The organism is Mesorhizobium sp. P3_B5 (genome assembly GCF_056402815.1).
The window spans coordinates 1-22,793 of the sequence record NZ_JBFUGR010000004.1 but is presented as its reverse complement, the minus strand read 5'-3'; the positions used below and the strand labels follow the sequence as shown (position 1 = coordinate 22,793).

General features: G+C 63.1%; 30 protein-coding genes and 1 tRNA gene. 19 read left to right on the top strand and 12 right to left on the bottom strand.

Features of this window, described 5'->3' with window-relative positions; genetic code table 11:
- The first annotated feature begins 85 nt into the window (after window positions 1-85).
- Complete coding sequence (locus tag AC1DVW_RS12235; RefSeq protein ID WP_477323372.1) at window positions 86-1,279, top strand: SDR family oxidoreductase; 1,194 nt, start codon at window positions 86-88, stop codon at window positions 1,277-1,279.
- Here AC1DVW_RS12235 and AC1DVW_RS12230 read toward each other — a convergent pair.
- On the bottom strand, window positions 1,172-2,065 hold the full coding sequence (locus AC1DVW_RS12230; protein ID WP_477323370.1) for an SDR family oxidoreductase: 894 nt from the start codon (window positions 2,063-2,065) through the stop codon (window positions 1,172-1,174). The genes AC1DVW_RS12235 and AC1DVW_RS12230 overlap by 108 nt on opposite strands.
- A 138-nt stretch (window positions 2,066-2,203) precedes the next feature.
- Between AC1DVW_RS12230 and AC1DVW_RS12225 the strand changes: the two genes are divergently transcribed.
- On the top strand, window positions 2,204-2,614 hold the full coding sequence (locus tag AC1DVW_RS12225) for a winged helix-turn-helix transcriptional regulator (RefSeq protein WP_477323368.1): 411 nt from the start codon (window positions 2,204-2,206) through the stop codon (window positions 2,612-2,614).
- 71 nt (window positions 2,615-2,685) lie between these two features.
- On the top strand, window positions 2,686-3,921 hold the full coding sequence (locus AC1DVW_RS12220; protein ID WP_477323366.1) for an FAD-dependent oxidoreductase: 1,236 nt from the start codon (window positions 2,686-2,688) through the stop codon (window positions 3,919-3,921).
- Here AC1DVW_RS12220 and AC1DVW_RS12215 read toward each other — a convergent pair.
- The gene (locus AC1DVW_RS12215; RefSeq protein ID WP_477323364.1) at window positions 3,869-4,600 is read right to left on the bottom strand and encodes a glutathione S-transferase family protein; all 732 of its coding nucleotides are present in this window, start codon (window positions 4,598-4,600) and stop codon (window positions 3,869-3,871) included. The genes AC1DVW_RS12220 and AC1DVW_RS12215 overlap by 53 nt on opposite strands.
- 1 nt (window position 4,601) lies before the next feature.
- The gene (locus tag AC1DVW_RS12210) at window positions 4,602-4,907 is read right to left on the bottom strand and encodes a Rieske (2Fe-2S) protein (RefSeq protein WP_477277093.1); all 306 of its coding nucleotides are present in this window, start codon (window positions 4,905-4,907) and stop codon (window positions 4,602-4,604) included.
- 97 nt (window positions 4,908-5,004) lie between these two features.
- On the opposite strand from AC1DVW_RS12210, the gene AC1DVW_RS12205 reads away from it, so the two are divergent.
- From AC1DVW_RS12205 to AC1DVW_RS12185, 5 genes are all read left to right on the top strand, one after another.
- Complete coding sequence (locus AC1DVW_RS12205) at window positions 5,005-5,463, top strand: MarR family winged helix-turn-helix transcriptional regulator (RefSeq protein WP_477323362.1); 459 nt, start codon at window positions 5,005-5,007, stop codon at window positions 5,461-5,463.
- 154 nt (window positions 5,464-5,617) lie between these two features.
- Window positions 5,618-6,268, top strand: coding sequence for a TetR/AcrR family transcriptional regulator (locus AC1DVW_RS12200; RefSeq protein WP_477323789.1), 651 nt, complete (start codon window positions 5,618-5,620; stop codon window positions 6,266-6,268).
- A gap of 25 nt (window positions 6,269-6,293) precedes the next feature.
- Window positions 6,294-7,313 carry a ketol-acid reductoisomerase gene (gene ilvC / locus AC1DVW_RS12195; protein WP_477244814.1) on the top strand — a complete coding sequence of 340 codons (1,020 nt, stop codon included), beginning with the start codon at window positions 6,294-6,296 and terminating at the stop codon, window positions 7,311-7,313.
- Window positions 7,314-7,411: 98 nt separating this feature from the next.
- Window positions 7,412-7,720, top strand: coding sequence for a hypothetical protein (locus AC1DVW_RS12190; RefSeq protein ID WP_477244816.1), 309 nt, complete (start codon window positions 7,412-7,414; stop codon window positions 7,718-7,720).
- Between the two features lie 128 nt (window positions 7,721-7,848).
- Window positions 7,849-8,799 (top strand): DUF3592 domain-containing protein, encoded by a 951-nt coding sequence (locus AC1DVW_RS12185; protein WP_477244817.1) that lies wholly within the window; start codon window positions 7,849-7,851, stop codon window positions 8,797-8,799.
- Window positions 8,800-8,818: 19 nt separating this feature from the next.
- Here the strand turns inward: AC1DVW_RS12185 and AC1DVW_RS12180 are convergent, their stop codons facing one another.
- Window positions 8,819-9,178, bottom strand: a complete 360-nt coding sequence (locus AC1DVW_RS12180) for a hypothetical protein (RefSeq protein ID WP_477244819.1) — start codon at window positions 9,176-9,178, stop codon at window positions 8,819-8,821.
- Window positions 9,179-9,251: 73 nt separating this feature from the next.
- On the opposite strand from AC1DVW_RS12180, the gene AC1DVW_RS12175 reads away from it, so the two are divergent.
- Both AC1DVW_RS12175 and AC1DVW_RS12170 read left to right on the top strand, forming a co-directional pair.
- Window positions 9,252-9,773: a hypothetical protein gene (locus tag AC1DVW_RS12175; protein ID WP_477323361.1), complete on the top strand. Its 522-nt coding sequence runs from the start codon at window positions 9,252-9,254 to the stop codon at window positions 9,771-9,773.
- Window positions 9,766-10,386, top strand: coding sequence for a hypothetical protein (locus AC1DVW_RS12170; protein WP_477244823.1), 621 nt, complete (start codon window positions 9,766-9,768; stop codon window positions 10,384-10,386). Before AC1DVW_RS12175 ends, AC1DVW_RS12170 begins: the two co-directional genes overlap by 8 nt.
- A gap of 119 nt (window positions 10,387-10,505) precedes the next feature.
- On the opposite strand, the gene AC1DVW_RS12165 is transcribed toward AC1DVW_RS12170, so the two are convergent.
- Window positions 10,506-10,925 carry a cupin domain-containing protein gene (locus AC1DVW_RS12165; protein WP_477244825.1) on the bottom strand — a complete coding sequence of 140 codons (420 nt, stop codon included), beginning with the start codon at window positions 10,923-10,925 and terminating at the stop codon, window positions 10,506-10,508.
- A 57-nt stretch (window positions 10,926-10,982) separates the two neighbouring features.
- Here AC1DVW_RS12165 and AC1DVW_RS12160 point away from each other — a divergent pair, with 57 nt between their 5' ends.
- Window positions 10,983-11,474: a MarR family winged helix-turn-helix transcriptional regulator gene (locus AC1DVW_RS12160; RefSeq protein ID WP_477244827.1), complete on the top strand. Its 492-nt coding sequence runs from the start codon at window positions 10,983-10,985 to the stop codon at window positions 11,472-11,474.
- A 38-nt stretch (window positions 11,475-11,512) separates the two neighbouring features.
- Here AC1DVW_RS12160 and AC1DVW_RS12155 read toward each other — a convergent pair whose 3' ends face one another.
- Both AC1DVW_RS12155 and AC1DVW_RS12150 read right to left on the bottom strand, forming a co-directional pair.
- Window positions 11,513-11,803, bottom strand: coding sequence for a PilZ domain-containing protein (locus AC1DVW_RS12155; protein ID WP_477244829.1), 291 nt, complete (start codon window positions 11,801-11,803; stop codon window positions 11,513-11,515).
- A 175-nt stretch (window positions 11,804-11,978) separates the two neighbouring features.
- A complete protein-coding gene (locus AC1DVW_RS12150; protein WP_477244831.1) occupies window positions 11,979-12,584 on the bottom strand; it encodes a BA14K family protein in 606 nt (201 codons plus the stop codon).
- A gap of 168 nt (window positions 12,585-12,752) precedes the next feature.
- On the opposite strand from AC1DVW_RS12150, the gene AC1DVW_RS12145 reads away from it, so the two are divergent.
- Both AC1DVW_RS12145 and AC1DVW_RS12140 read left to right on the top strand, forming a co-directional pair.
- Window positions 12,753-13,865, top strand: a complete 1,113-nt coding sequence (locus AC1DVW_RS12145; RefSeq protein WP_477244833.1) for an endonuclease/exonuclease/phosphatase family protein — start codon at window positions 12,753-12,755, stop codon at window positions 13,863-13,865.
- 7 nt (window positions 13,866-13,872) lie between these two features.
- Complete coding sequence (locus AC1DVW_RS12140; protein WP_477323359.1) at window positions 13,873-14,619, top strand: hypothetical protein; 747 nt, start codon at window positions 13,873-13,875, stop codon at window positions 14,617-14,619.
- Between the two features lie 36 nt (window positions 14,620-14,655).
- On the opposite strand, the gene AC1DVW_RS12135 is transcribed toward AC1DVW_RS12140, so the two are convergent.
- Entirely contained in the window at window positions 14,656-15,777 is a 1,122-nt protein-coding gene (locus AC1DVW_RS12135) for a 1-aminocyclopropane-1-carboxylate deaminase (protein ID WP_477323357.1), read from the bottom strand.
- 146 nt (window positions 15,778-15,923) lie between these two features.
- On the opposite strand from AC1DVW_RS12135, the gene AC1DVW_RS12130 reads away from it, so the two are divergent.
- The gene (locus tag AC1DVW_RS12130) at window positions 15,924-16,400 is read left to right on the top strand and encodes an Lrp/AsnC family transcriptional regulator (protein ID WP_477323355.1); all 477 of its coding nucleotides are present in this window, start codon (window positions 15,924-15,926) and stop codon (window positions 16,398-16,400) included.
- A 27-nt stretch (window positions 16,401-16,427) separates the two neighbouring features.
- Here the strand turns inward: AC1DVW_RS12130 and AC1DVW_RS12125 are convergent, their stop codons facing one another.
- Window positions 16,428-16,670 carry a hypothetical protein gene (locus AC1DVW_RS12125; RefSeq protein ID WP_477323353.1) on the bottom strand — a complete coding sequence of 81 codons (243 nt, stop codon included), beginning with the start codon at window positions 16,668-16,670 and terminating at the stop codon, window positions 16,428-16,430.
- Between the two features lie 168 nt (window positions 16,671-16,838).
- Between AC1DVW_RS12125 and AC1DVW_RS12120 the strand changes: the two genes are divergently transcribed.
- Complete coding sequence (locus AC1DVW_RS12120; protein ID WP_477323351.1) at window positions 16,839-17,204, top strand: ArsR/SmtB family transcription factor; 366 nt, start codon at window positions 16,839-16,841, stop codon at window positions 17,202-17,204.
- Between the two features lie 4 nt (window positions 17,205-17,208).
- Window positions 17,209-17,697 (top strand): SRPBCC domain-containing protein, encoded by a 489-nt coding sequence (locus tag AC1DVW_RS12115; RefSeq protein ID WP_477323349.1) that lies wholly within the window; start codon window positions 17,209-17,211, stop codon window positions 17,695-17,697.
- 117 nt (window positions 17,698-17,814) lie between these two features.
- Here AC1DVW_RS12115 and AC1DVW_RS12110 read toward each other — a convergent pair whose 3' ends face one another.
- Genes AC1DVW_RS12110 through AC1DVW_RS12100 form a run of 3 tightly spaced genes read right to left on the bottom strand, consistent with a single transcriptional unit; the run spans window position 17,815 to window position 21,042 of the window.
- Entirely contained in the window at window positions 17,815-19,032 is a 1,218-nt protein-coding gene (locus AC1DVW_RS12110; protein ID WP_477323347.1) for an ABC transporter permease, read from the bottom strand.
- A 2-nt stretch (window positions 19,033-19,034) separates the two neighbouring features.
- On the bottom strand, window positions 19,035-19,742 hold the full coding sequence (locus tag AC1DVW_RS12105; RefSeq protein ID WP_477323345.1) for an ABC transporter ATP-binding protein: 708 nt from the start codon (window positions 19,740-19,742) through the stop codon (window positions 19,035-19,037).
- A gap of 4 nt (window positions 19,743-19,746) precedes the next feature.
- Window positions 19,747-21,042, bottom strand: a complete 1,296-nt coding sequence (locus AC1DVW_RS12100) for an efflux RND transporter periplasmic adaptor subunit (protein WP_477323343.1) — start codon at window positions 21,040-21,042, stop codon at window positions 19,747-19,749.
- Window positions 21,043-21,143: 101 nt separating this feature from the next.
- Between AC1DVW_RS12100 and AC1DVW_RS12095 the strand changes: the two genes are divergently transcribed.
- From AC1DVW_RS12095 to AC1DVW_RS12085, 3 genes are all read left to right on the top strand, one after another.
- Complete coding sequence (locus tag AC1DVW_RS12095; protein WP_477323341.1) at window positions 21,144-22,052, top strand: PhzF family phenazine biosynthesis protein; 909 nt, start codon at window positions 21,144-21,146, stop codon at window positions 22,050-22,052.
- Between the two features lie 345 nt (window positions 22,053-22,397).
- Window positions 22,398-22,473: transfer RNA gene (locus AC1DVW_RS12090), tRNA-Lys, on the top strand.
- A 165-nt stretch (window positions 22,474-22,638) separates the two neighbouring features.
- Window positions 22,639-22,793, top strand: a 155-nt coding sequence (locus AC1DVW_RS12085; RefSeq protein WP_477323787.1) for a helix-turn-helix domain-containing protein, incomplete at its 3' end; no start/stop codon positions are given.

Genomic DNA, 22,793 nt, shown 5'->3' with positions numbered 1-22,793 from the left:
CTATCTCGTTGTTTTAACGCAATTCCGGTCGGAAAACCGTTTCACACTTTTCCTGGAATTGCTCTGGATCATCGCGGAGGCGGGCATGAGCGGCGAACTGGTGCTTGTTACCGGCGGATCGGGTTTTCTCGGCGCTCACTGCATCCTGGCTTTGCTGGATGCAGGCTACCGCGTGCGCACCACGGTGCGATCAGCCAAGCGTGAAGCCGATGTTCTCGCTATGTTGAAGGTCGGCGGCGCCGAGCCCGGCGAAGCGCTTTCATTCGCCTATGCCGATCTGATGACCGACACGGGTTGGCCGGAAGCCGTCGCCGGATGCGCGTATGTTCTTCATGTCGCTTCGCCGTTCCCGCCCGATGTGCCCAGGCATGAAGACGATCTGATCATCCCGGCTCGCGAAGGCGCCCTGCGCGTGCTGCGGGCCGCGCGCGATGCCGGCGTCAAGCGCGTCGTGCTCACCTCGTCCTTCGCCGCTATCGGCTATGGCCAGGCGCCGGTTGCCGGCCGTCCGTTCACTGAGGAGAACTGGACCAATCTGGCGGAAAAGGTGAGCGCCTATGTGAAATCGAAGACGTTGGCCGAACGCGCAGCCTGGGATTTCATTGCCGGTCAAGGCGGCGCAATGGAGCTGGCGGTCGTCAATCCGGTCGGGATCTTCGGACCGGTCCTGGGGCCGGATCATTCGACCTCCACGGAGTTCATAGGACGCCTGATGGACGGCGCAATGCCGGGCCTGCCGCACATGCTGTTCGGCGTGGTCGACGTGCGGGACGTGGCGGACCTGCATCTGCGCGCCATGACCAATCCGCTGGCCAAGGGCGAGAGGTTCCTGGCCATCAGCGGCGATTTCATGACGATGCTGGAGATTGCACAGACGCTGAAAGCCCGGCTGGGCAATGCGGCCTCGCGCGTGCCGACGCGGGTGCTGCCGGATTGGCTGGTGAGGATCGTCGGACTGTTCGACGGGCAGGCAGCCCAGATCGTGACCGAGCTCGGCAAGGCGAGGAACGCGACGGGGGCCAAGGCCATGCGCATGCTCGGCTGGGCGCCACGCTCGCGGGAAGAGGCCATCGTTGCAACCGGCGAAAGCCTGATCCGACGGGGTTGCTCAAGAAATCGAAGTAGCAGTGCGGGAAGCCGAACTCGAATTCGGCTCCCCGCAGCGCAGGCTTCAACCGGCCAAGGCGGCCTTGTTGGCCTCGAGGAACTGCTTCAGCGTTTGCGGCTTTCTGCCGGACAATTTCTCGACCGCGTCCGTCACCAGGGCGATGCGGCCTGAGCGCGTGTTGGTGTCGAAGGAAACGATGACGCTGGCGAAATCCTCGGGAACGCCGGCCGCTTTCACGCCTTCGATCAGGGCCTCTTCAGGCAGTTGGATGACGTCCAGCTTCTTGCCGGTGACTTCGCTGACCAGGGCGGCGATCTCGGCCGTCGTATAGGCTTGCGGGCCGGTCAGCGTGTAGGTCTTGCTGTCGGTCGAACCGGAAGCGAGGCTTGCGGCAATGGCTGCTGCCATGTCGTCGCGCGCACCATGGGCGACGCGGCCGTCGCCTGCCGACGTATACCACTGTCCCGAGGCAATGGCGTGCGGCAGCGCCATGAACAGGTTCTCCTGGTACCAGCCGTTGCGGAAGATCGTATGGGCAATACCGCTGGCTTTGATCGCCTGCTCGGTGCCGTAGTGGTCGCCGGCAAACAGCACCGGTGAACCCGGCTCCGGATTGGGCATCGATGTGTAGAGTAGATGTGAAACGCCTGCCTGCTTCGCCGCGGCTACAGCCGTCTCATGCTGCTTCAGACGCCTGCCGCTTTTGATGTCGAGATCGCCGGTCGAAATGATCAGCACCCTGTCGGCGCCCTTGAATGCGCTTTCCAGCGAGGCCGCGTCGTTGAAGTCGGCGGCCCTGACATCGACGCCGCGCGCCGCCAGATCGGACAGGCTTTCAGGATTGCGAGTGGTGGCGATGATGTTTGCCGGCGCAACCTTGTGCGTGTCCAGCATGTGATGGATGACGCCGCGGCCGAGCTGGCCGGCGGCGCCGGTGACGAGAAGGGTTTCGGTCATTGGGAGGTCCTGTCTTTGCGCCGAAGCGGTGAGTGCTATATGCCAGTCTCAAAAAGAGACCAGCACTAAAATAGGAATTGACCGACCCTCGTAAAGAAGGCAGTTTTGCGGGAGGTAGGCACAGGCAAGGAACCAGCCGTGGACAGCAGCATCATCAATCTGAGGTCGAAACTCGAGATCTACAAAGCGCAGAGCGGCGGCGGAAATCTTGCCGACTGTCCGGTGCGCGATGTGATCCAGGGCATCAGCAGCCGATGGAGTTCGCTGCTGATGATGGCCCTTGCCGAAAAAACCTATCGCTTCGGCGAGCTGCGCCGCCTGGTCCCTGATATTTCGCAGCGCATGCTGACCCAGACACTGCACGACCTGCAGCGCGACGGCTATGTGCGTCGCCAGGTGTTCCCGACCAAACCGCCAAGCGTCGAATACAGTCTCACCGATCTCGGGCGCTCGATGTTCGGCGCCTTGCACCAGTTGATCCAGTGGGCCGAGCTAAACCACGATGCAGTGCGCAATGCGCGGGCTGTTTTTGATGCTGACCAGGCGTGAAAGCCCAGACCGCAACTTGATTTGCTGAGATCGCTGAAGGATTGTCCGGCCTGGGCAAGACTCGGCGGGCAATGGGCATTTCTCTCGACATCGCGATTGCCGGCGCCGGGCCGGCCGGACTGGCCGCCGCTCTCTATCTGCAGCGCGCCGGGCACCGGGTCACCGTCTTCGAGCGCTTCGAGGAGCCGAAGCCCGTCGGTTCCGGGCTGATCCTGCAGCCGACGGGGCTGACGGTGCTTGCCGATCTCGGCCTGCTCGACGACATCCTGGCGCTGGGCAGCCGCATCGACCGGCTGCATGGCGCCGACGCCAGCACCGGCCGCACCGTGCTCGCCGTGCGCTACGATGCGCAGAGCGGCGGACGCTTTGGGTTGGCGGTGCATCGGGCGGCGCTGTTCAACGTGTTGTTCCGCGCCGCGCAGCGCCAAGGCATAGCCATCGAAACCGGCGTCGAGATCGAGACGCTGGACGTGGGCGAGCGGGCGAGCCTGATCTTCGATAATGGCCGTAAGGCAGGGCCGTTCGACCTCGTCGTCGACGCCAGTGGCTCGCGCTCGAAGCTGCGCCAGTGCCTGAACGATCCAGCCGAGCCGCGGCCGCTTACCTACGGCGCGTTCTGGGCGTCGTTCGGCTGGCGCGAAGGGTTTGACGAGAACGCGCTGTTGCAGCGCTACGACAAGGCCAGCGTGATGATCGGCGTGTTGCCGATCGGCCGGCCGGAGCCGAGTGCTGAAAAGATGGCAGCGTTTTTCTGGAGTCTGAAGCCGGCGGATGTCGAACAGGTTCGGGCAGCAGGACTCGACGCCTGGAAAGCAAGACTGGTTTCGCTATGGCCGGAGTGCGAGGCGTTCACCAGCCAGATCGACAGTTTCGACCAGCTGTCGCTGGCGCGTTATGGCCATCACACGATGGAGCTGCCGGCCGGCCGGAGGCTGGCGGTGATCGGCGACGCCGCGCATTCGACCAGCCCGCAGCTTGGGCAGGGCGCTAACATGGCGCTGCTCGACGCGGCCGCGCTCAGCCATGCATTGGCACAAGCGGGCAGCGTCGAGGCGGCGCTGGAAGCCTACGCCCGGGCGCGGCGATGGCATATCCGGGTCTTTCAACTGCTGTCGCTGGCGCTGACGCCATTCTACCAGTCGGACGGAACGATGCTTCCCTTTTTCCGTGACAGGCTGGTGGCGACCATCGCTAGAATCCCGCCAGTGCCAAGCGTGCTTGCCTCGATGGTGGCCGGAACGCTGATCGATCCGTTCAGGCGGATCGGGCTTGTTGAAGCACAGTGGCCGGATCGTTTCGGCGAATGAGGGCCGACAGATGCGAGCCCTTGGCCAGCAGGAAGGCATCAAGGCGCTGCGGATAGTCGGGGGCGACCGCGTTCTTCACCGCCCGACGTTCGGCCAATGCCTTGCGCCAGGCCTGAACAAGCGGCTTGCCGCTCAGGATGCCGAAATCGGCGATCCGGTCGAAGGCATCGAAGTAGCGGAAGATCGGCCCGTAGACCGCATCGACGAGTGAAAAGTGCTCGCCGGCGAACCATGGCCCTGACCGATCGATACTATCCGCGAGTTCAGCTTCGAGACGATCGAACATCGCCGACAGCGCCTCGGCTTCGGCAAGCAGGGATCCTTGCGTCGGCGCCGAATAGAATCGGCCGATAGCGTTGAGCGTTGCCGAGCCGAATTCGATCCAGGCGCGGTGCCGGGCGCGGGCATAGGGGTCGGCGGGGTGGAGGGGGTTGGCCTGTGTTTCCTCGAGGAATTCGAGGATGACGGCCGATTCGAAAATCACCGTTTCATCGCCGTCATGCCGCACGATGAGCAGCGGCACCTTGCCGAGCGGCGACATGGCCTTGAACCAGTCCGGCTTGTTGGCAAGATCGATGGTGACGCGTTCGAACGGCACACCCTTCTCGGCCAGTGAAATCGCGGCGCGCTGCACATAGGGGCAAAGATGATGGCTGACGAGGATGAGCTTGTCGGTCATCTCACTCTCCCCAGACATAGTTCAGGGCGCCGTCCTCGACGCGGGTGGAGAGGAACATCAGCCGGGAGGCTTTTGGCGCCGGGCCTTCGAGGCGGTCGCCGCTTTCCATATCGAACGAGGCGCCGTGCCACTGGCAGACGAGCTTGCCGTCCTTGCAGTCGAGCGGTCCGCCGAAATGCAGGCAGACATTGGCGGCGGCGCGGATCCGGTCGCCGCTGCGGTAGACATGCACCTCGCGGCCGAAGAACGGCGCGATCAGGCTGCCTGCCTGCGGGATGTCGGCGAGTTTGCAGATTTCGTGCTTCATCGGAATTTCTCTCAGTTAATGCAATTGCATCTATATAGATGCATATGCATTGATCGTCAAGCTTGATGCAACTGCATCTATCGCCTAGGATATGGCCATGACAGAGAAAGCCACGCCTTCGCCGGCGGCCATCAAAGGCTGGGCCCGCCTGATGCGGGTTTCGCGCCAGCTGGCGGAAAGTGCTGAAGAGTCGCTGAAGGCCGGTGGCCTACCGCCGCTTGCCTGGTACGACGTGCTGCATGAGCTTGCCGAGGCGGGCGAGGGCGGGCTGCGGCCGTTCCAGCTCATCGAGCGCACCTTGTTTGCGCAATACAACATCTCGCGGCTGCTGGCGCGGCTCGAGGCCGACGGCCTGGTCGAGAAGCTCAGGGTCGCCGATGACGGCCGCGGACAAACCATCCGCATCACCGCCAAGGGTCGCGAGACCCGCCGCCAGATGTGGACTGTTTACGGAAAGTCGATCGCCGATCTGGTCGGTGCCAGGCTTTCACAGAATGAACTCGACACCTTGTCTGGCCTGCTTGGACGGCTGCGCCTCCCACCCGCAAGCGACTGAGCCAAGGCCTTAGCGGGCATTGGGCATCTGCAGTTGGTGATTTTTTCCGTATCGGCTCTTGCACCGGACGCCGGATTGCGCAATATGCCGAACCGTAACGTACGGTACGCCTTCGGGCTAAGCGTCACTCGTCATCGGGCAGGAAACAGTCTTGTTGCAGGCAAGCGCCGACATCGACACCAGCGATGCGCTGACAGAACGGCAGAAGGCCGTGCTGGATGCCGCACTGCGCCTGCTGGTCGAGGAGGGCGATCATTTGACCATGACCGCCGTGGCGCGGCGGGCGAGTTGCTCGAAGGAGACGCTCTATAAATGGTTCGGCGACCGCGACGGGCTGTTGACGGCGACCGTGCAGTGGCAGGCCTCGAAGGTGCGGGTGGCACAGGTCGACCGCAAGGGTCTCGATCTCGCCTCGCTGACGGCGAGCCTCGAGCGCTTCGCTTGCGACTGGCTAAAGGTGATTTCGAGCGACACCTCGATCGCGCTCAACCGCGTGGCGGTCAGTCATGCTGGCTCGGGCAAGGACGATCTCGGCGCCATCGTGCTGGAGAATGGCCGCTTCGCGCTGGCGAGGCGGCTGAAGCCGGTGTTGGAAGCCGGCAAGCAGGCGGGGTTTCTCGACTTTACGGATGCCGAAACGGCGTTCCGTACCTTTTTCGGGTTGGTCGCCCGCGACGTGCAGATCCGTCTGCTGCTCGGCGACCGGCTGGAATCGACTGACGCGGCAATCGGCGGCGATGCCGCGCGGGCGACGCAGCAGTTTCTCGCTCTCTACGGAGCAAAAACCGGCCCCCAGGGCCTCTGATCTTCAAACGGGAAGGAAGCAAAAGATGCGTGTCTATTACGATCGCGACGCCGATCTCAACCTGATCAAGGGCAAGAAGGTCGCCATCATCGGCTATGGCAGCCAGGGCAGGGCGCATGCGCTCAACCTCAAGGATTCCGGCGCCAAGGAGATCGCCATCGGCCTCAAGGCCGGCTCGGCGACCGCCAAGAAGGTCGAGGCCGACGGGCTCAAGGTGATGAGCGTGGCGGACGCTGCCAAATGGGCCGACCTGATGATGATGGCGACGCCTGACGAATTGCAGGCCGACATCTACAAGAACGAGATCGCGCCGAACATCCGCGACGGTGCGGCGATCGCTTTCGCCCACGGCCTCAACGTGCATTTCGGCCTGATTGAGCCGAAGTCGACCGTCGATGTCGTCATGATCGCGCCGAAGGGTCCTGGCCACACGGTGCGCGGCGAATACCAGAAGGGCGGCGGCGTGCCGTGCCTGGTCGCCGTCAACCAGGACGCTTCGGGCAATGCGCTGGATCTGGCTCTGTCCTACGCCTGCGGCGTCGGCGGCGGCCGTTCGGGCATCATCGAGACCAATTTCCGCGAGGAATGCGAGACCGATCTGTTCGGTGAGCAGGTGGTTTTGTGCGGCGGTCTGGTCGAGCTGATCCGTGCCGGTTTCGAGACGCTGGTGGAAGCCGGCTACGCGCCGGAAATGGCCTATTTCGAGTGCCTGCACGAGGTCAAGCTGATCGTCGACCTGATTTATGAAGGCGGCATCGCCAACATGAACTACTCGATCTCGAACACCGCCGAATGGGGCGAGTATGTCTCGGGTCCGCGCATCATCACCGCCGACACCAAGGCCGAGATGAAGCGCGTGCTGAAGGACATCCAGACCGGCAAGTTCACCTCGGAGTGGATGCAGGAATACCGCGCCGGCATGTCGCGCTTCAAGGGCATCCGCCGCAACAATGACAGCCACCAGATCGAGGAAGTCGGCGCCAAGCTGCGCGCGATGATGCCGTGGATTTCCAAGAACAAGCTGGTCGACAAGGCCAAGAACTAGTTCGCAATTTCATCACTGCACAAGAAAGCCGGCGGAGCGATCCGCCGGCTTTTTGCGGTCGTGCCATTCCGGCACGAAGAGACTGGCACGAAACTCGCTTGACCGTCATCAACGGTAACGGAGCTGGGACGATGCAGATGACGGTTGACAGCAACGCGATCAGCGAGCGCCGCGTGGATCGGCGGCGGCGCGCACTCAAAGGCGCTGTGCTGCGCTTCAACAGAGGCTTTGGCACAATGGAAGGCGTCGTCCGCAATGAGTCCGAAAATGGGACACTGCTGAGCTTCGGCGATGCAACCGGCGTGCCTTCGGGGTTCGATCTGGCGATCAACGGTGCGGCGCGAAGCCGTGCAGCACGCGTGTGCTGGCGCTCGATGACGCTTGTCGGCGTCGAATTCGTCGACTGAGGCGCGATCTCCCCAAGGTTTTTGAACAGACGCGTTGTTCTCACCATCCGTGCTATGCGTGTGCAGGGTAGGACCAATTGGTCCTGGGCATGCATGCCAGGGGGTGCGTTTTGGATATCAAGTTTCTGTTGATCGGGTTCGCATGCCTGGGCGCCGGTGGGCTCAGCCTTGTGACGTTGTTGAAGTGGCGAGAGGTGCGCGCGGTCAGCCGCTGGTTGCCGACGCCGGGCAGGATCATCTCGTCGCGGGTGGAAGCCCGTGAGGTGACCAGTTCGGGATCCGGCTCGGACAGCAGCACTTCGACCGAGATCCGCAATTTTCCGGCGATCACCTTTCAGTACAAGGTGGGTGGCAAGTCATTTCAAAGTTCGCATTACAGTGTGCAGGAGAACCTCGGAAATTTCGAGGTGCCTGAAACCCTCGCGCGCTTTCCCAAGGGGGCCGCCGTCACCGTTTTCTACGACCCGTCCAATCCGGCCAAGGCCGTGATCGAGCGCACCATGCCTGAAGGCGCCTTCAAGTTCATGGCCACGCTCTCCACGGGGCTGGTGGTTGGTGCGCTTGTGCTGGTCCTTTCCGTCGGCGGTGCGCTGGAAGCGATCGGGCCGCATTTGCCCAAGCCGCAGAACCTTAGCGCCGCGGTGCTTTTGCTGGTCATGGGATTGTTCATCCTGCGCATGGGCTTTGCCCAGAAGTCGCTGGCGGAACAGGCGGCCAAATGGCCTGTCACCGCCGGACGCATCGACACCTCCGGCCTGCAGGAATTTCAAACCCGCAACAGTGGCTACCGCCCCTGGCGCACGGTCTTCAAATCCCGAATCGTCTACAGCTACAGCGTCGCCGGCCAGCGCTACAGCGCCGATCGCGTCGCCTTCGGTGGAACGCTGACGGCCACGCTGCCGCGCCTCGTCGGCGGCCAGTCGAAACGCTATGTCGAGGGCAGCAAGGTCGATGTGCACTATGATCCCGCCAATCCCGCCGCGGCCGTGCTCGAATGCAAGGTGTGGGGTCTATGGGTTCTCTGGGTCTGCGCTGCCGGCTTCCTTGGCGGGGCAGCGCTGCTCGTCGGGCTGATCTAGGGGACAAGCTCGACTGTCTTCAGCATCTGACCAGCGGTCCACTGTCGAAGCCAGGCCAGGTCAACCGCAACAGCGCTCCGTCGGTAACGACATGGATGATCCGCGAGAATGGCTCTTCGGCCGATGGATCGGAGCCGTAGCATTGGCTTGCCCGCACCAGCCAGCCTGTGGCGTCCTTGCGAAATTTCGCCTGCTCGCAGCCGAGATCGGGAGCCGAAAGGGCTTTCCGGTACAGAGTGTAGACCGTCTGGCGCTGGACGTCGGCGGCAGCCGTGCAGTTCAGCCGATTCGTAGACCAGGTGCCGACATAGGGCTCGGCGCCGAGGGCAGGACCGCCCAGCAATGCGCATATCGAGATCGTCACCATCAGACGCTGCATCACCGGATTTTCTTTCCCTTTGGCCACGACCCTGGTCGGATGCTACACGCTTGATGCTTCACGGGGGAAATCAATGATCATCCGCAAGGCAGGCGTCATCGTTCTGAGCATGCTCAGCCTGTTGCAGGTCGCGAATGCGAAGGAATGTCTGTTGAGCCACGCTACCTATCGCGAACCGCGCTCGGGAGCGACCATGCAGTTCCGGCCCATCGCCAACGAGCCGGCGGCGCTCACGACCGAGGTGTTTTCACTGACGGTGCCCAATACCGACATCCGTTTGCCGTCCGACATCACCTGGACCAATGGCAAGAACTCTTTTCCACTGGGCACGATCCGGCATCCCTGCACCGACGATGACCGCGACGCTGGCCGCGAGGATGGCAGTGGATTGTGCCGGGTGTGGGACGGGCAGGTCTATGCGTTGAACGCAGGTGGTGCCGAGCAACTGAACGCCCATGAGGCGTCGCCGGCGCCGACAGGGCTGTTGCTGCCGGATTTTGGTGCGACCTTTGTCGAATGGCCCGATTTTGCCAATGCCAATCCCGACAGCGCGGCCTGGGATGCCTTCACCTTGACTGGATGCAGCGATGAATAGAAGCGTGAGATTGTTCGCCCGCGCCCTGTTGGCGCTTGTCGCCATGTCTGGCGGGGCGCATGCCGCCAAAGGCAAGCCGTCACGTCCGCCTGTCGACAAATGCGCCTGGGAAAGGCTGGCGGACCAGGGCGTCGGGCTTGCCGCCTGGGTGCAGCGCTGTGATTTCGGCTTTCGCCAGATCCATTTCGAGTTTGTCGGCAGAGCACTTGCCATCAAATACAGCGATGGCGGCGCGGCCGATCCGCTGGTCGAGGTCTTCGACGTCCAGCCGGGCGAAACCGCCGAGGCTGCATTGCAGCGCATATTCCAGGAAAAGACCGACAAGGCTGTCGCCAAACGCTGCGAGCTGACGCGTTACACCGAAGGGACCACGCCCGCGGGGGTCATCCGCTACACTTTCAGCCCCAATGCCGCCTATGCAAAGGAGTTGAAGGCCCTTGCCAATCCCGATGAGGTTGGCGAGCCGCCTTGCGGCGAATGGGGTGAAGCCCCCGATGGCATCCAGTATTTCGAGGTGCAATCGTCCGAGTCGGATAGACTTCTGTTTGTTCGCGTCGGCCAGGACGAACCCTTGTTTGACGAGCAGACACTGAAAATCCTGCCGCCTGGCTAGACGCGCGCTCGCCGGCTGCAAAGAGTAGCGATTCCCGGAGGTGTTCAGCCGTAGTGCCAGCGCGGTTTTGGCTCGGTGCCGGTGAACAGCACGCCGACGCGGTCGTCGCAGCTGGGGACCTACGCGGGCACGAGCCCGTGGCGCAGCATGACCTCCTTCGCCTTGGCCAGGTCGGGCTTGCCGGGGACGTTGATCACCTCGGCAATCTCGTCGAAGTAGCTGCGCCCGATGGACCCCGGCGTCATCACGGCCAAAGTCCGCGACACATCGTCGTGCAGGTTCTCGTGGTGGTGGACACTTCCACGCGGAATGAAGATGGCATCGCCGGCGCCGAGTTCCTGCTTTCGCCCATCAACGGTGATCGTCAAAATGCCCTCCAGCCCATACAGCGTTTCGTCCGCCTCCTGATGGAAGTGGGGCGCCGGTACGCGGGCGCGGGACGGGACAACGAATTCAAACACGGTTGCACCCTTGTCGGTGACCAGGAAGCGCAATTCCAGCTCACCGATCCTCAAGACGCTCTGTGTACCCGCTTCCATCGACATGCTCCTTGTTGTAAAGTGGTTTTACAGAATTTGTAAAAGGACTTTACAACAATGTCAACAGCCAGTCAGACGGAAGAACCGCCGAAGCCCGACAGGGAGCTGCGCCCGCCCTTCTTCGGGGCTCTCCTGCGCATCACCTGGCAGCACGTTCGCAACCAGATGCACAAGGCCATTCATGACGCCGGCTTCACCGACTTCCAGGACGCTCACTTCGCCGTGTTCTCCTATCCCCTTCCGGATGGCGTAAGGCCGTCGGAACTGGCTCGCCAGAAGCGAATGTCGAGGCAGGCGATCAACTACCTCCTCATCCAGCTCGAGGAGCTCGGCTATATCGAGCGGCGCTCTCCCGAGGGCAGCGACCGGCGCCTCATCTACCTGAGCGCGCGCGGGTGGCAGCTTGTCGAGACGATTTTCACCTGCCTGCGGCGGTTGCACGCGGAATGGGCGGCGGAGATCGGTGAGGAGCGATTCAACGCCTTCCTTGACGTGTTGAAGCAGCTGTCCGCCAGGGCGCAGGAGGACCACGCCAAAGATCCAGGCTAGCAGTCAACAAGCCGAACGATCGCGACGGTGTGTTGTGTTCAGCCGTAGTGCCAGTGGGGTTTCGGCTCGGTGCCGGTGAACACGATGCCGATGCGGTCTTCACGGCGCCAGCGGACCACCGCCTTGTAGCCGATGCCGTCGGTTGGCACGTAGAGCAGGAATTCGTCCGGCACGCGCGCGTCGATCGCTACTTTCAGCTCGGCACCGCCGGCATGCATGTTGCGCACCGTGCACTTGACCTCGGAATTGGTCAGGCCGGTCAGGATCGTCGCGCCCTTGAGGACGCGCTGTCTGTGTTTGTCTCTGTGTTCGTGTTCGTCGTCGGCCATCGCACAAAATCCCGGGCGATCGTCGCGTGGGGAGCGGTCTGATCAATTGAGCGATAGTCCTGCCGGATAAACATAGCGTTAGCGTCGGGAATGCTGCGCAGATTTTGTGGTGCCTGCTGACGAAAAACGGCGCCGCGATGCGCGGCGCCGTAGGGAATTCGCCAGGCTGCCTTGCTCAGCTATAGGGCGACCAGCACTGCTGGCGCGGGCCGTTGTAAGGCTGGAAGGTGTTGTCCCGAACCCGATACGACCGGTAACGATCATAGCACCACTGGACATGGGCGCTGGAAAGCCGCTGCGCCCGATAGTAGCGGCGCGGTGCCGGCTGCACGTAGTAGCCGCCATTGTAGTAGCCGTTGTTGTAGTACCCATTGTTGTAGATGCTGCCGAGGCCGAGCCCTAGACCGAGGCCGAGAATCGCGGCGCCGCCATCAAAATCGCCGCCGCGATGATGGCGATGATGGCGCCAACGCCAGTTGTCTCCGCCGTTCCAGTTGCCATTGTCCCAATCGTTCGACCGGGTAAAACGGCGCTCGCCGAAATTGTTGGACCACCGACGGCCATCGTGGCGGCGCCAGCGCCAATCCTCCTCGTTTTGCCCGTTGGGGCCGCTGCCGGCCCACTCGTCGCGGACAGGTATGATTTCCGGCGCCGCGGCATTGGCCGGGACCGATGGATCGGGTTGCAGGATGGGCCCGGCCAGGGATGGGGCCGTCAGGCTCGCCAAAAGACCGAGGGTCATTACCCCGGACCGGACAGAAGACAAAAAGAGCGAGTTCATTGCACTCTCCTGGAGATACAGGCCCCACGCCCAGACTACCCCGGGGAAGAACCGTATTGATGGAACTTCCCGTCTGAACGGAGGATGAACGGAAAGGTTCCATCAACCATGACGGGCATGGGAGCGGCCCCTTGTCTTCGCGGCCGCTTGCAGGCAAAGGTCACGGTCATGTCGCTGCGCCTTGCTACCTTCAATGTCGAAAACCTGATGAACAGGTTCGATTTCTCCGGCTACCGCAACCAGCTCAACGAAGATCGCACGCTGGCGCTTTTCGATATCCAGAGCGAGGCCGAATACAAGATGCTGGAGCAGGCCCGCGCCATCGCGCAGTCCGACGACACGCGCCAGCTGACGGCGCTGGCTATAGCTGCGACGCGCGCGGACATCATCTGCATGCAGGAGGTCGACAATATCGAGGCGCTGAAGGCTTTCGAATACGGCTATCTGTTCAAGATGGTGGGGCAGGGCTACCGGCAGAAATACACAACCGCCGGCAATGATTCGCGCGGCATCGACGTTGCGGTGATGATGCGCAACGAGACCGCGCAGGGCCAGCCGATCGAATTCGTGCGCATGACCAGCCATGCCTATGTCACGTTCGAGCAGTTCGGCCTGCATACGCCGGAGCTGGCGGCACTGGGAAACCAGGCCAATGAGCGGATCTTCCGGCGCGACTGCCTCGAGGTCGATGTGACGGTGGGTGGCGTGCCGCTGACGCTCTACCTCGTGCATTTCAAATCGATGGGCTCGCCGCGCAACGGTCTCGACGGACGCGAGGCGACAATGCCGGTGCGTATCGCCGAGGCGCAAGCGGTGCGCCGCATCATCGAGGAGCGCTTCAGCAAGGACCATGCCGCCGACAAGCGCTGGGCGATCTGCGGCGACATGAACGACTACCGGCAACGGGTGAAGATCGAGGGCGACAATATCGATGGCTATCGCTTCACGGTGGTCGACGAGAGCCAGTCCTGCCTCAATGTGCTCACCGCTGGAGGCTTTTGCGAAAACGTCGTTGAGCGGCGGCCGGAAATGGACCGCTGGAGCTTTTATCACACGCGCGGACCGGAGGAGCGGCATCTGTGCCAGCTCGACTACATCCTGTTGTCGAAGGGTTTGGCGGCCAGCAACGCGACGGCCGTTCCCGACATCATCCGCAACGGCCAACCCTGGCGCACCATATTCCCGGCGGGACAGGCGGTGGACCGCTTTCCGCGCGCCGGCTGGGACCGGCCGAAGGCCTCCGACCATTGCCCGGTGGCGATCACCCTGGATATGGTCTGAGGCTGCGTTGAGTTTCGATCTGCCACGCAACGTCATCCTGCCGGTCGACGCCATCGACGTGCGGCTGGATCCCGGCCCGCACCCGTTCGCGCTGGATAATGCGGAGGCGATTGCCGAAAACTGGCAGCGCGAGACAATAGCCAACCCGGCCCTGTTCGACGGCACGGTGGTGTTGCTCTCGCAACTTGCATGGCGCGACAACCGCCTCGTCGGCCGCTGCCACGCCGTCGGCTATTCGACCTTCATGCTTTGGCGCAAGCGGCGCGAGAATTCCGGCGCCGAGCACGCCTATGCCCATGCCATGCTGGTGGCCGGTGACAATGCGCTGGTGGCGATCCGCATGAGCGCGCACACGGTCAATGCCGGCCGTGTCTATTTCGCCGCCGGCTCGTTCGAACCGATCGATTTTCGCGACGGGCTGGTCGATGTCGATTTCAACATGATCCGCGAGGTGCGCGAGGAGACCGGCCTCGACCTGTCCGGTGCAAAACGCGGCAAGCGCTGGCATGCCCTGTCGACCAACAGCGGCACGGTGATCTTCCGCCGCTATCACGAGACTGCGCCCGCCGACGAGATCGCTCAACGCATCAGCGCCTTCGTCTCGACCGAGGCCGATCCGGAGATCGAGGGGCCAGTCATCATCCGCCATGCCACCGACCTGCCGGACGGGCTATCGCCGCACATGAAGCCGCTGGTCGAGTGGCATTTTGCGGGTGGTGAACTGGACCCGGCCTGTGATGTCGCCGAGCGGTGACTCGTCGTCAGAGTGAGCGCCTGAATCGAAACCGAACTACGGGAAGAGTGGCGGCAGCGCGTCGTACTGCGAGTTGTCCCGGCTGCTAGGTTCGTCCGCTGGGACCACCGCTTGGTTCGGCCGGTTCGGAAGGCGGGCGCCGTCGTCCTTGTAGTAATAGCTGTAACCGTTGATGGCCGGGGCGCCACCCAGATGCGCGTAGAGAACTCTGGAGCCCTCAGGGAAAAAGCCTTTCGCAGTTAGATCGATCAGGCCCTGCATCGATTTCCCCTCGTACACCGGATCCGTGATCATGGCCTCCGTTCGGGCTGCCAGCCTGATCGCATCGTTCGTGGCGTCCGACGGAACGCCATAGGCCGGATAGGCATAGTCCGGATTGATCACGATTTCGTCGTCGCGCACAGTGCGGCCAAGCCCGACGAGGGCGGCGGTGTCGTCGACGATGCGGCGGACCTGCGCGCGAGTCTGGTCTGGAGTCCCGGAGGCGTCGATGCCGATCACCCGGTCGGCGCGGTCTTGTGCGGCGAAGCCAACGATCATGCCGGCCTGCGTCGAACCAGTGACGACGCACACGATGATGTAGTCGAAGGTGAAACCGAGCTCGGCCTCCTGGCTCGCTACCTCCTCGGCGAAGCCGACATAGCCCAGCCCGCCGAACTTGTGCACCGAGGCGCCGGCCGGGATTGGATAGGGCTTGCCGCCTGCGTCTTTGACCGACTGGATCGCGTCCTCCCAGCTTTTGCGGATGCCGATGTCGAAACCGTCGTCGACGAGCCGGCAGTCCGCACCCATCAAGCGCGTCATCAGGATGTTTCCGACCCGATCGTAGACCGCATCATAGTGGGGCACCCACTTCTCCTGGATCACCACGCACTTCATGCCGATCTTGGCGGCCGTCGCGGCGACCATGCGCGTATGGTTCGACTGGACACCGCCAATCGACACCAGCGTGTCGGCACCGGAGCGAATAGCGTCAGGCACGATGTATTCGAGCTTTCGCAGTTTGTTTCCGCCCATTGCGAGCCCGGAATTGCAATCGTCACGCTTGGCGTAAACCTGCACCTTCCCGCCCAGCGCCGCGCTCAGCCGCGGCAGATGCTCGATCGGCGTGGGGCCGAAGGTCAGCGGATAGCGTTCGAACTTTGCGAGAAGTGACATCGATCTGTCTCCGCCGTGGTCGTTTTCTATGGGCTGATCATAAGCGGACTCATGCGAAAGGTGCTCTCGAACTTGCTTGTGGAATTTACACGCAATACAAAAAATTGCGGTATCATTGGCCTAATCATCCACTTGGATCCTAAGAAATGGAAGAATCTTCCGATGAAGCTCTCGACCGCGTCGACGTCAGGATCCTGCGCCTCCTTCAGGCCGAGGGACGGCTGACCAATGCGGACCTGGCGACCCGCGTGAATGTCAGCGCAGCCACCTGCCATCGGCGCACACAACGCCTGTTCGATGAAGGCTACATCAAAGGGGTCAGGGCCGAGATCGCGCCCGCTGCGGTGGGGCTTGGCGCGCTGGTGATGGTCGGCGTCGTGCTCGACCGCTCGACACCAGAAAGCTTCGCCGCTTTCGAGGCGGCCGTGCACGAGCTCAACGAGGTGTTGGATTGCAATCTCGTGGCCGGCGACTTCGACTATCTGTTGAAGATAAGAGTTCGCGACATGGCGGATTTCAACAAGCTCCACGGGCAGAAGCTGATTGCGCTACCTGGTGTTCGGCAAACCCGGACTTTCTTCGTCATGAAGGAGGTCAAGGAGAATGCGCGGCTTCCGTTTTGACAGCGGCAACCAAACGGCGAGCGAGGGTCAGTGCGGCGCCTTGTTCTGCGCTGCCTTGCGGTCGTTGCGGGCGGCGACAAAGAACAGGATGACGCCAAGACCGAGCAATCCGCCCATCGCCATTCCCATCGTCTGGCCGACGACCTCTTGGAAGTCGGCGTGGACGCGATCGGGGTTGGCCATGCCGTAGCGGGCGAGATACCACCAGAGGCCTGCCAGCGCGGCCTCGATGATGAACATCACCAAGATCAGTCGTGCCTTCTTGCTCATGCGTTGTTCGCCTCCGACCAAAGATATCTTGCCTTAGGGCCAGGAGATCGCCGAGTCGATCGAATCTACATCGAATGACGTCGATTTGGGAGCGAAGGCGGCCGGCAACGCGGCACGGGCTCGGGCCCCCTTGCATGCCGCCAATTCGTCTGCTAGATACTGAACCATATGGTTCAGTATATTCGCCCCCATCTCGATGCCTCGTTCGCCGCGCTCTCGGACACCACCCGACGCGGCGTTCTGGAGCAGCTCGGACGTTCCGATGCTTCGATCACGGAGCTCGCCGAGAAGTTCCACATGACCCTCACGGGCATGAAGAAGCATGTCGGCGTCTTGGAGCAGGCGGGGCTCGTCACCACGGAAAAGGTCGGGCGCGTGCGAACCTGCAAGCTCGGCCTGCGCCGACTGGAGGAAGAGGCGGCATGGATCGAGAGGTACCGCCAGGTCTGGGACGCACGCTTCGACGCGTTGGACAAGGTTGTCGAGGAATTGAAACAGAAGGAGAAAGCCGATGGACAAAAGAAGCGAGAGTGAGCCCATGAACAACCGCACGACGGTCGAACGGAAGTCCGACCGAGAGCTGGTCGTTACGCGAACCGTCAACGGCCCGGCGCGCATCGTGTTCGAGGCGTGGACCAAGCCCGAGCTGTTCAAGCGGTGGTGGGCGCCGAAGTCGATGGGCATGTTCCTGCGTTCCTGCGAGATGGATGTTCGTACCGGTGGCACGTACCGCCTGGCGTTCGGCCACGATGCCTCAAACTCTGACGAGTTCTTCGGCAGGTATATCGAAGTGATACCGCACTCGCGCATCGTCTGGACCAATGACGAAGTTGGTGATGTTGGACCCGTCACCACGGTGACCTTCGAGGAAAAGGGTGGCAAGACGCTGGTGGTCCTGCACGAGCTCTATCCCTCGAAGGAAGCTCTCGACGCTGCCGGGACCGGGGCGGCGGATGCGATGGGCGAGCAGTTCGAGCAACTGGATGAACTTCTCGTCGCCCTGGGCGCGGGCGGCGGAGGGTCATGAAGTCGTCCACGCATGGAGCAGCGTTGACCGGTCGCTGATCGGACGGCGACACCATTGTGGGAATCGGCAACATCCAAGGTTGCGGATGGTGGTCGCAGTGGTGGAGCTGGCCTGATCTTACTCGTGCCGAAGCGCGTCGATCGGATCGAGCCTGGCGCCGCGCAGCGCCGGGAAGAAACCGAACACCATGCCAATCAGCGCGGAGAAGCCGACGGCGAGCAGGATGACCGCCGGGCTCGGCGCAAAGGGGATGGCCAGCGTCAGCGAGGCGAGGCCGGCCAGCGCCAGGCCGATCAGGATGCCGATGATGCCGCCGAGTAGCGACAGCACCGTCGCCTCAACCAGGAACTGGATGAGGATGTGCTTCTCATGCGCGCCGATGGCGAGCCTGATGCCGATCTCGCGGGTGCGCTCGGTGACCGACACCAGCATGATGTTCATGATGCCGATGCCGCCGACCAGCAGGCTGACGCCGGCGACCGCACCCAGCATGCCTGTCATGGTGGTGGTGGCGCTGGCCATGGCGTCGGCGATCTGGGTCATGTCGCGGATCGAGAAATCATCCTCGCGGTCGGGCGGGATGCGGCGAGAGTCGCGCAGGATATCGTCGACGCGCGTTTGCAATTCGCTGGTCGGCGTCCGGTCATCAGCGGCGACGTAGATGTTGTCGATGTCGCGGTTGCCGGCGATGCGGCGCTGGTAGGCGGCGAGCGGCATCAACACGACATTGTCCTGGTCCTGGCCGAAGCCGGTATAGCCCTTCGGTTCGAGCAGGCCGATGATCTTGCAGGAGGTGCGGTTGACGCGGATGATCTCGCCTTCAGGGTCGCCGGCGCCGAAGAATTGCTGGCGTACCGTCTCGCCGATCAGGCACACGCCGGTGCCCGAGCGTGTCTCCGAATCGCTGAACGGCCGGCCGGAAACCAGCTTCCAGTCGCGCGCATCGAGATAGGCGCTGTCGGTGCCGGTGACGCCCGAGGTCAGGCTCTCGGTGCCGAAGATGACGCGGACCTGTTTTTGCGAGGCCGGCGAAATGGCGCGCGCGCCGGTCAAATGCGCGACCAGTGCGGCAAGGTCCTTTTCGGCCAGCGGACGAACGATCTGGTCGAGCCCGCCCGGTCCGCCTGGACCTGCAGGGCGGCCGGAGCGGACGACGAGCAGATTGCTGCCGAGCTTGGAGATGTCGGTCTTGACCTTCTCGGTGGTGCCCGAGCCGATGGTCAGCATGGCGATGACGGCGGCGACGCCGATGACGATGCCGAGCAGCGTCAGGAACGAGCGCAGCACATTGCGGCGGATGGAGATGAGCGACAGGCGGACGGTTTCCCAGAGCATGGTTACGCCACCTCAAATTTCTTGGTGTCGGAGGCGACATGGCCGTCGAGGAAGCGGATCGTGCGCTCGGCGTAGCCGGCGACGTCGGCCTCATGCGTGACCATGGCGATGGTCAGGCCAAGCCCGCTGTTGAGCCGCGTCAACAGTTCCATGATTTCATGGGTGCGGGCGGTGTCGAGATTGCCGGTCGGCTCGTCGGCGACGAGCAGCGTCGGCCGGGTGACGATGGCGCGCGCGATCGCCACGCGCTGCTGCTGGCCGCCTGAGAGTTCGGCCGGCGTGTGGTGCTCGCGGCCGACCAGACCGACCTCGGCCAGCGCCTCCATGGCGAGAGCGCGGCGCTCGCGGGCGGCGACGCCACGATAGATCAGCGGCAGCTCGACATTTTCCGCCGCCGTGGTGCGTGGCAAGAGATTGTAGCCCTGGAAGACGAAGCCGACATAGAGATTGCGCAGCAAAGCGCGGCGGTTGCGGTCGAGCCGGCCGGCGTCGATGCCCATGAAGGAGTAGGTGCCGGCCGTCGGCGTGTCGAGGCAGCCGATGATGTTCATCGCCGTCGACTTGCCCGAGCCGGACGGGCCCATGATGGCGACGAACTCGCCGCGGCGGATGGCGAGATCGACGCCGGCCAGCGCATGCACCTTGGCTTCGCCCTGGCCATAGGTCTTCCAGACCTTGTCGAAGCTGATGAGGGTCGCGCCCGTCGCCACGGCACTAGCTCCGCTGCTGCGACGCGGTGATGACCAGTGCGCCTTCGTCAAGGCCGGAGGTGATCTCGGTCAGTTCGCCGTCGGTGGAGCCGATCTTGACCTTGACCGGGTGCGGCCGCCCGTTCTCCAGCACGTAGAGTGTGCGCGAGCCGTCGGTGGGCGGTGTCGGCTGCTGCTGGCGCTGGCGATTGCCGCCCGGACGCCCCATGCGGCCGGTGAACAGGTCGCTCAGGCTCCAGCCGCGGGCGGCCTGTTGTGCCGGGCGATAGCGGAAGGCGGTGGACGGCACGGTGAGCACGCCCTTGGCCTGCCTGGTGACGACGGAAACGGTGGCGGTCATGCCCGGCCGCAACAAAAGCTCGTTGTTGTCGACCTCGAGCCGCGCATTGTAGGTGACGACGCCGTCCGTGGTCAGCGAGGCAAAGGAAATGTCGCGGATCTCGGCGTCGAACGGCCGGTCGGGGAAGGCATCGACGGTGAAGCGGGCATGCTGGCCGGATTTGACGGCGCCGATGTCGGCTTCGTCGACCGCCGCCACCAGTTCCATGTTCCTGAGATCGGCGGCGATGATGAACAGCACCGGCGCCTGCAGCGAGGAGGCGACGGTCTGGCCGGGATCGACCGAGCGCGTCAGCACGATGCCGTCGATCGGGGCATAGATGGTACTGTTGGCAAGGTCCGTCTGCTGTGATTTCAGATCGGCATTGGCGATGGCGAGATTGGCCTCGGCACTATCGAGCGCCGCCTTGGAGCGGTCGCGCGTCGCGGTCGCTGCTTCGAGCGACTGGTCGGTCGCCATGCCGCGCCTGGTCAGCTCAGCGGCACGCACCAGCGCCTTTTCGTTTTCGGTCAGCGTGACGGTGGCGTCCTCGACATTGGCGGCGGCCGCCTTGGCGGAGGCCTGCGCCCGTTCGATCTGCACCTCCAGCTTGGCGGTGTCGAGCGCGGCCAGTACGTCGCCCTTCTTGACCTGTTGGTTCTCGTTGACCGAGACCGAGCGGACGACGCCGGACAACTGGCTGGAAATGTCGACCTGGGTGAGGGGCTGCAGCGTGCCGGTCGCGGAGACCGCGACGGTGAGATCGGCGACAGCGGCCGGCGCCGTGGTGTAGTCGATCTTGGCAGGGGACCCGGCATACCACTGGTAACCGGCGAGGCTTGCGGCGATGATGATCAGCGCCAGCAGGCCATAGAGCCAGCCACGGCGACGTGTCTTGCGCCGCCCTGTGTGATCAAGGCCGAGCGCCGTCTCGATGGCGGAATCCGATTCCGTCTTTGGCAGATTGACAATCTGGTCCACGCCGGACCCCTATGATGCGCAATGTCCCTATCAGTGCACAGATCAGGCTTGCTGGTTCGAATATCAAATTAAATTTCGCCCATGTTGGGATTGAGGCAAGAATGAAAACCAGGAACTACTTGCTCTACGACGTGTTTACGACCGATCGGCTGGCCGGCAATCCGCTGGCCGTGGTGCTGGACAGCAAGGGGCTGGACACCGCCGCCATGCAGGCCATCGCACGCGAGTTCAACCTGTCCGAATCGGTCTTCGTGCTGCCGCCGGACAATCCCAAGCACCGAAACCGCATCCGCATTTTCACGCCCGACTACGAAATGCCGTTTGCCGGCCATCCGACCGTGGGCTCGGCCATTGCGCTCGCCGAGCTGGCGGGCGAGGGCGGCGCCGGCATCTTTGTGCTGGAAGAGAATATCGGCCCGGTGCGCTGCGCCGTCAGCAAGCACGATGGCGCCACCTTCGCCGAGTTCGACCTGGCCAAACTGCCGGAGCCGCTGGAACTGTCCGCCGACCCGGAGGCGATTGGTGCGGCCCTTGGCCTGACGCCGCATGAGATCGGCTTCGAGAATCACCGGGTCTCGTTCTGGTCGGCCGGCGTGCCCTATGTGACCATTCCCGTCGCCAATCTGGAGGCGGCGGCGCGGATCAAACTGGACAACCAGGCCTGGTCGGAACTGGCGCCGCGCAAGAGCGACTGGGCCTTCGCCAGCCCGTATGTCTATTGCCGCGAGACGGTGAACCACGACAGTGCCTTCCATGTCCGCATGATCGTGCCGGGCACGCCTTCCTATGAAGACCCGGCGACCGGTTCGGCCGCAGCCGCCTTTGCCGGCGCCATCATGCATTTCGACGCCCCGACGGATGGCAGTTCGCAGCTTTGGATCGAGCAAGGGCTGGAGATGGGACGGCCGTCGCGCATCCGCCTCGAACTGACGGTGCAAGGCGGAAAACTGGCCTCGGCGCGCATCGGCGGCCATGCCATCAAGGTGGCGGAAGGCAAGCTGTTCGTGTGACCGCGCCAAGGTCGTCATCCTAGGGCGAAGCAAGGAGTGAAGCGACGCAGCGCAGACCCTAGGATCCATGCCGCGATCGTCCGGCAGAATACCAACGGTGCAGATTGAGCGCACCGTGTCGGCCGTTTTCTGTTCGTTGGCAGGTGCATGCTTTTCTGCGTCGTCGCGTTCTTCGGTTGACGCCCCGGCATGGATCCCAGGGTCTTCGCGACGGAGCTTCGCTCCTGCTTCGCCCTGGGATGACGAACCCCCGGAGCGATTTGTCGGGAAATGATTCCGGCAGGGCTGGACACGGCCGGTATCGGCGGCTATATGCCCGCCAACGCCGGTTTTTGCCGGTCGAGTGGGTGCGTAGCTCAGTTGGTAGAGCAGCTGACTCTTAATCAGCGGGTCCACAGTTCAATCCTGTGCGCACCCACCAAAAATCTTCCGGATTTGGTGGAAAGACCTTAGAAAAGCGGCGATAGCCGGTTTCGACTTTGTCGCGGCCGTTAGAGCGGGATGAATTGAGGCTGAATCGGCGAGGATTCCCTTAGGCGTGCAAATCTGATTCAACCTTCTTGCTGAGACAAGGAGGTCAGCATGGATGGGCAAGCCTTACTCGATGGATCTTCGCGAACGGGTTGTTGCGTCGGTTGAGCGGGAGGGGCTGTCGCGACGGCAGGCCTCGGCACGCTATGGGGTTGGTATCAGCACCGTCATCAGGTGGGTGCAGCGGTTGCGCGACATGAGTAGCCTTGC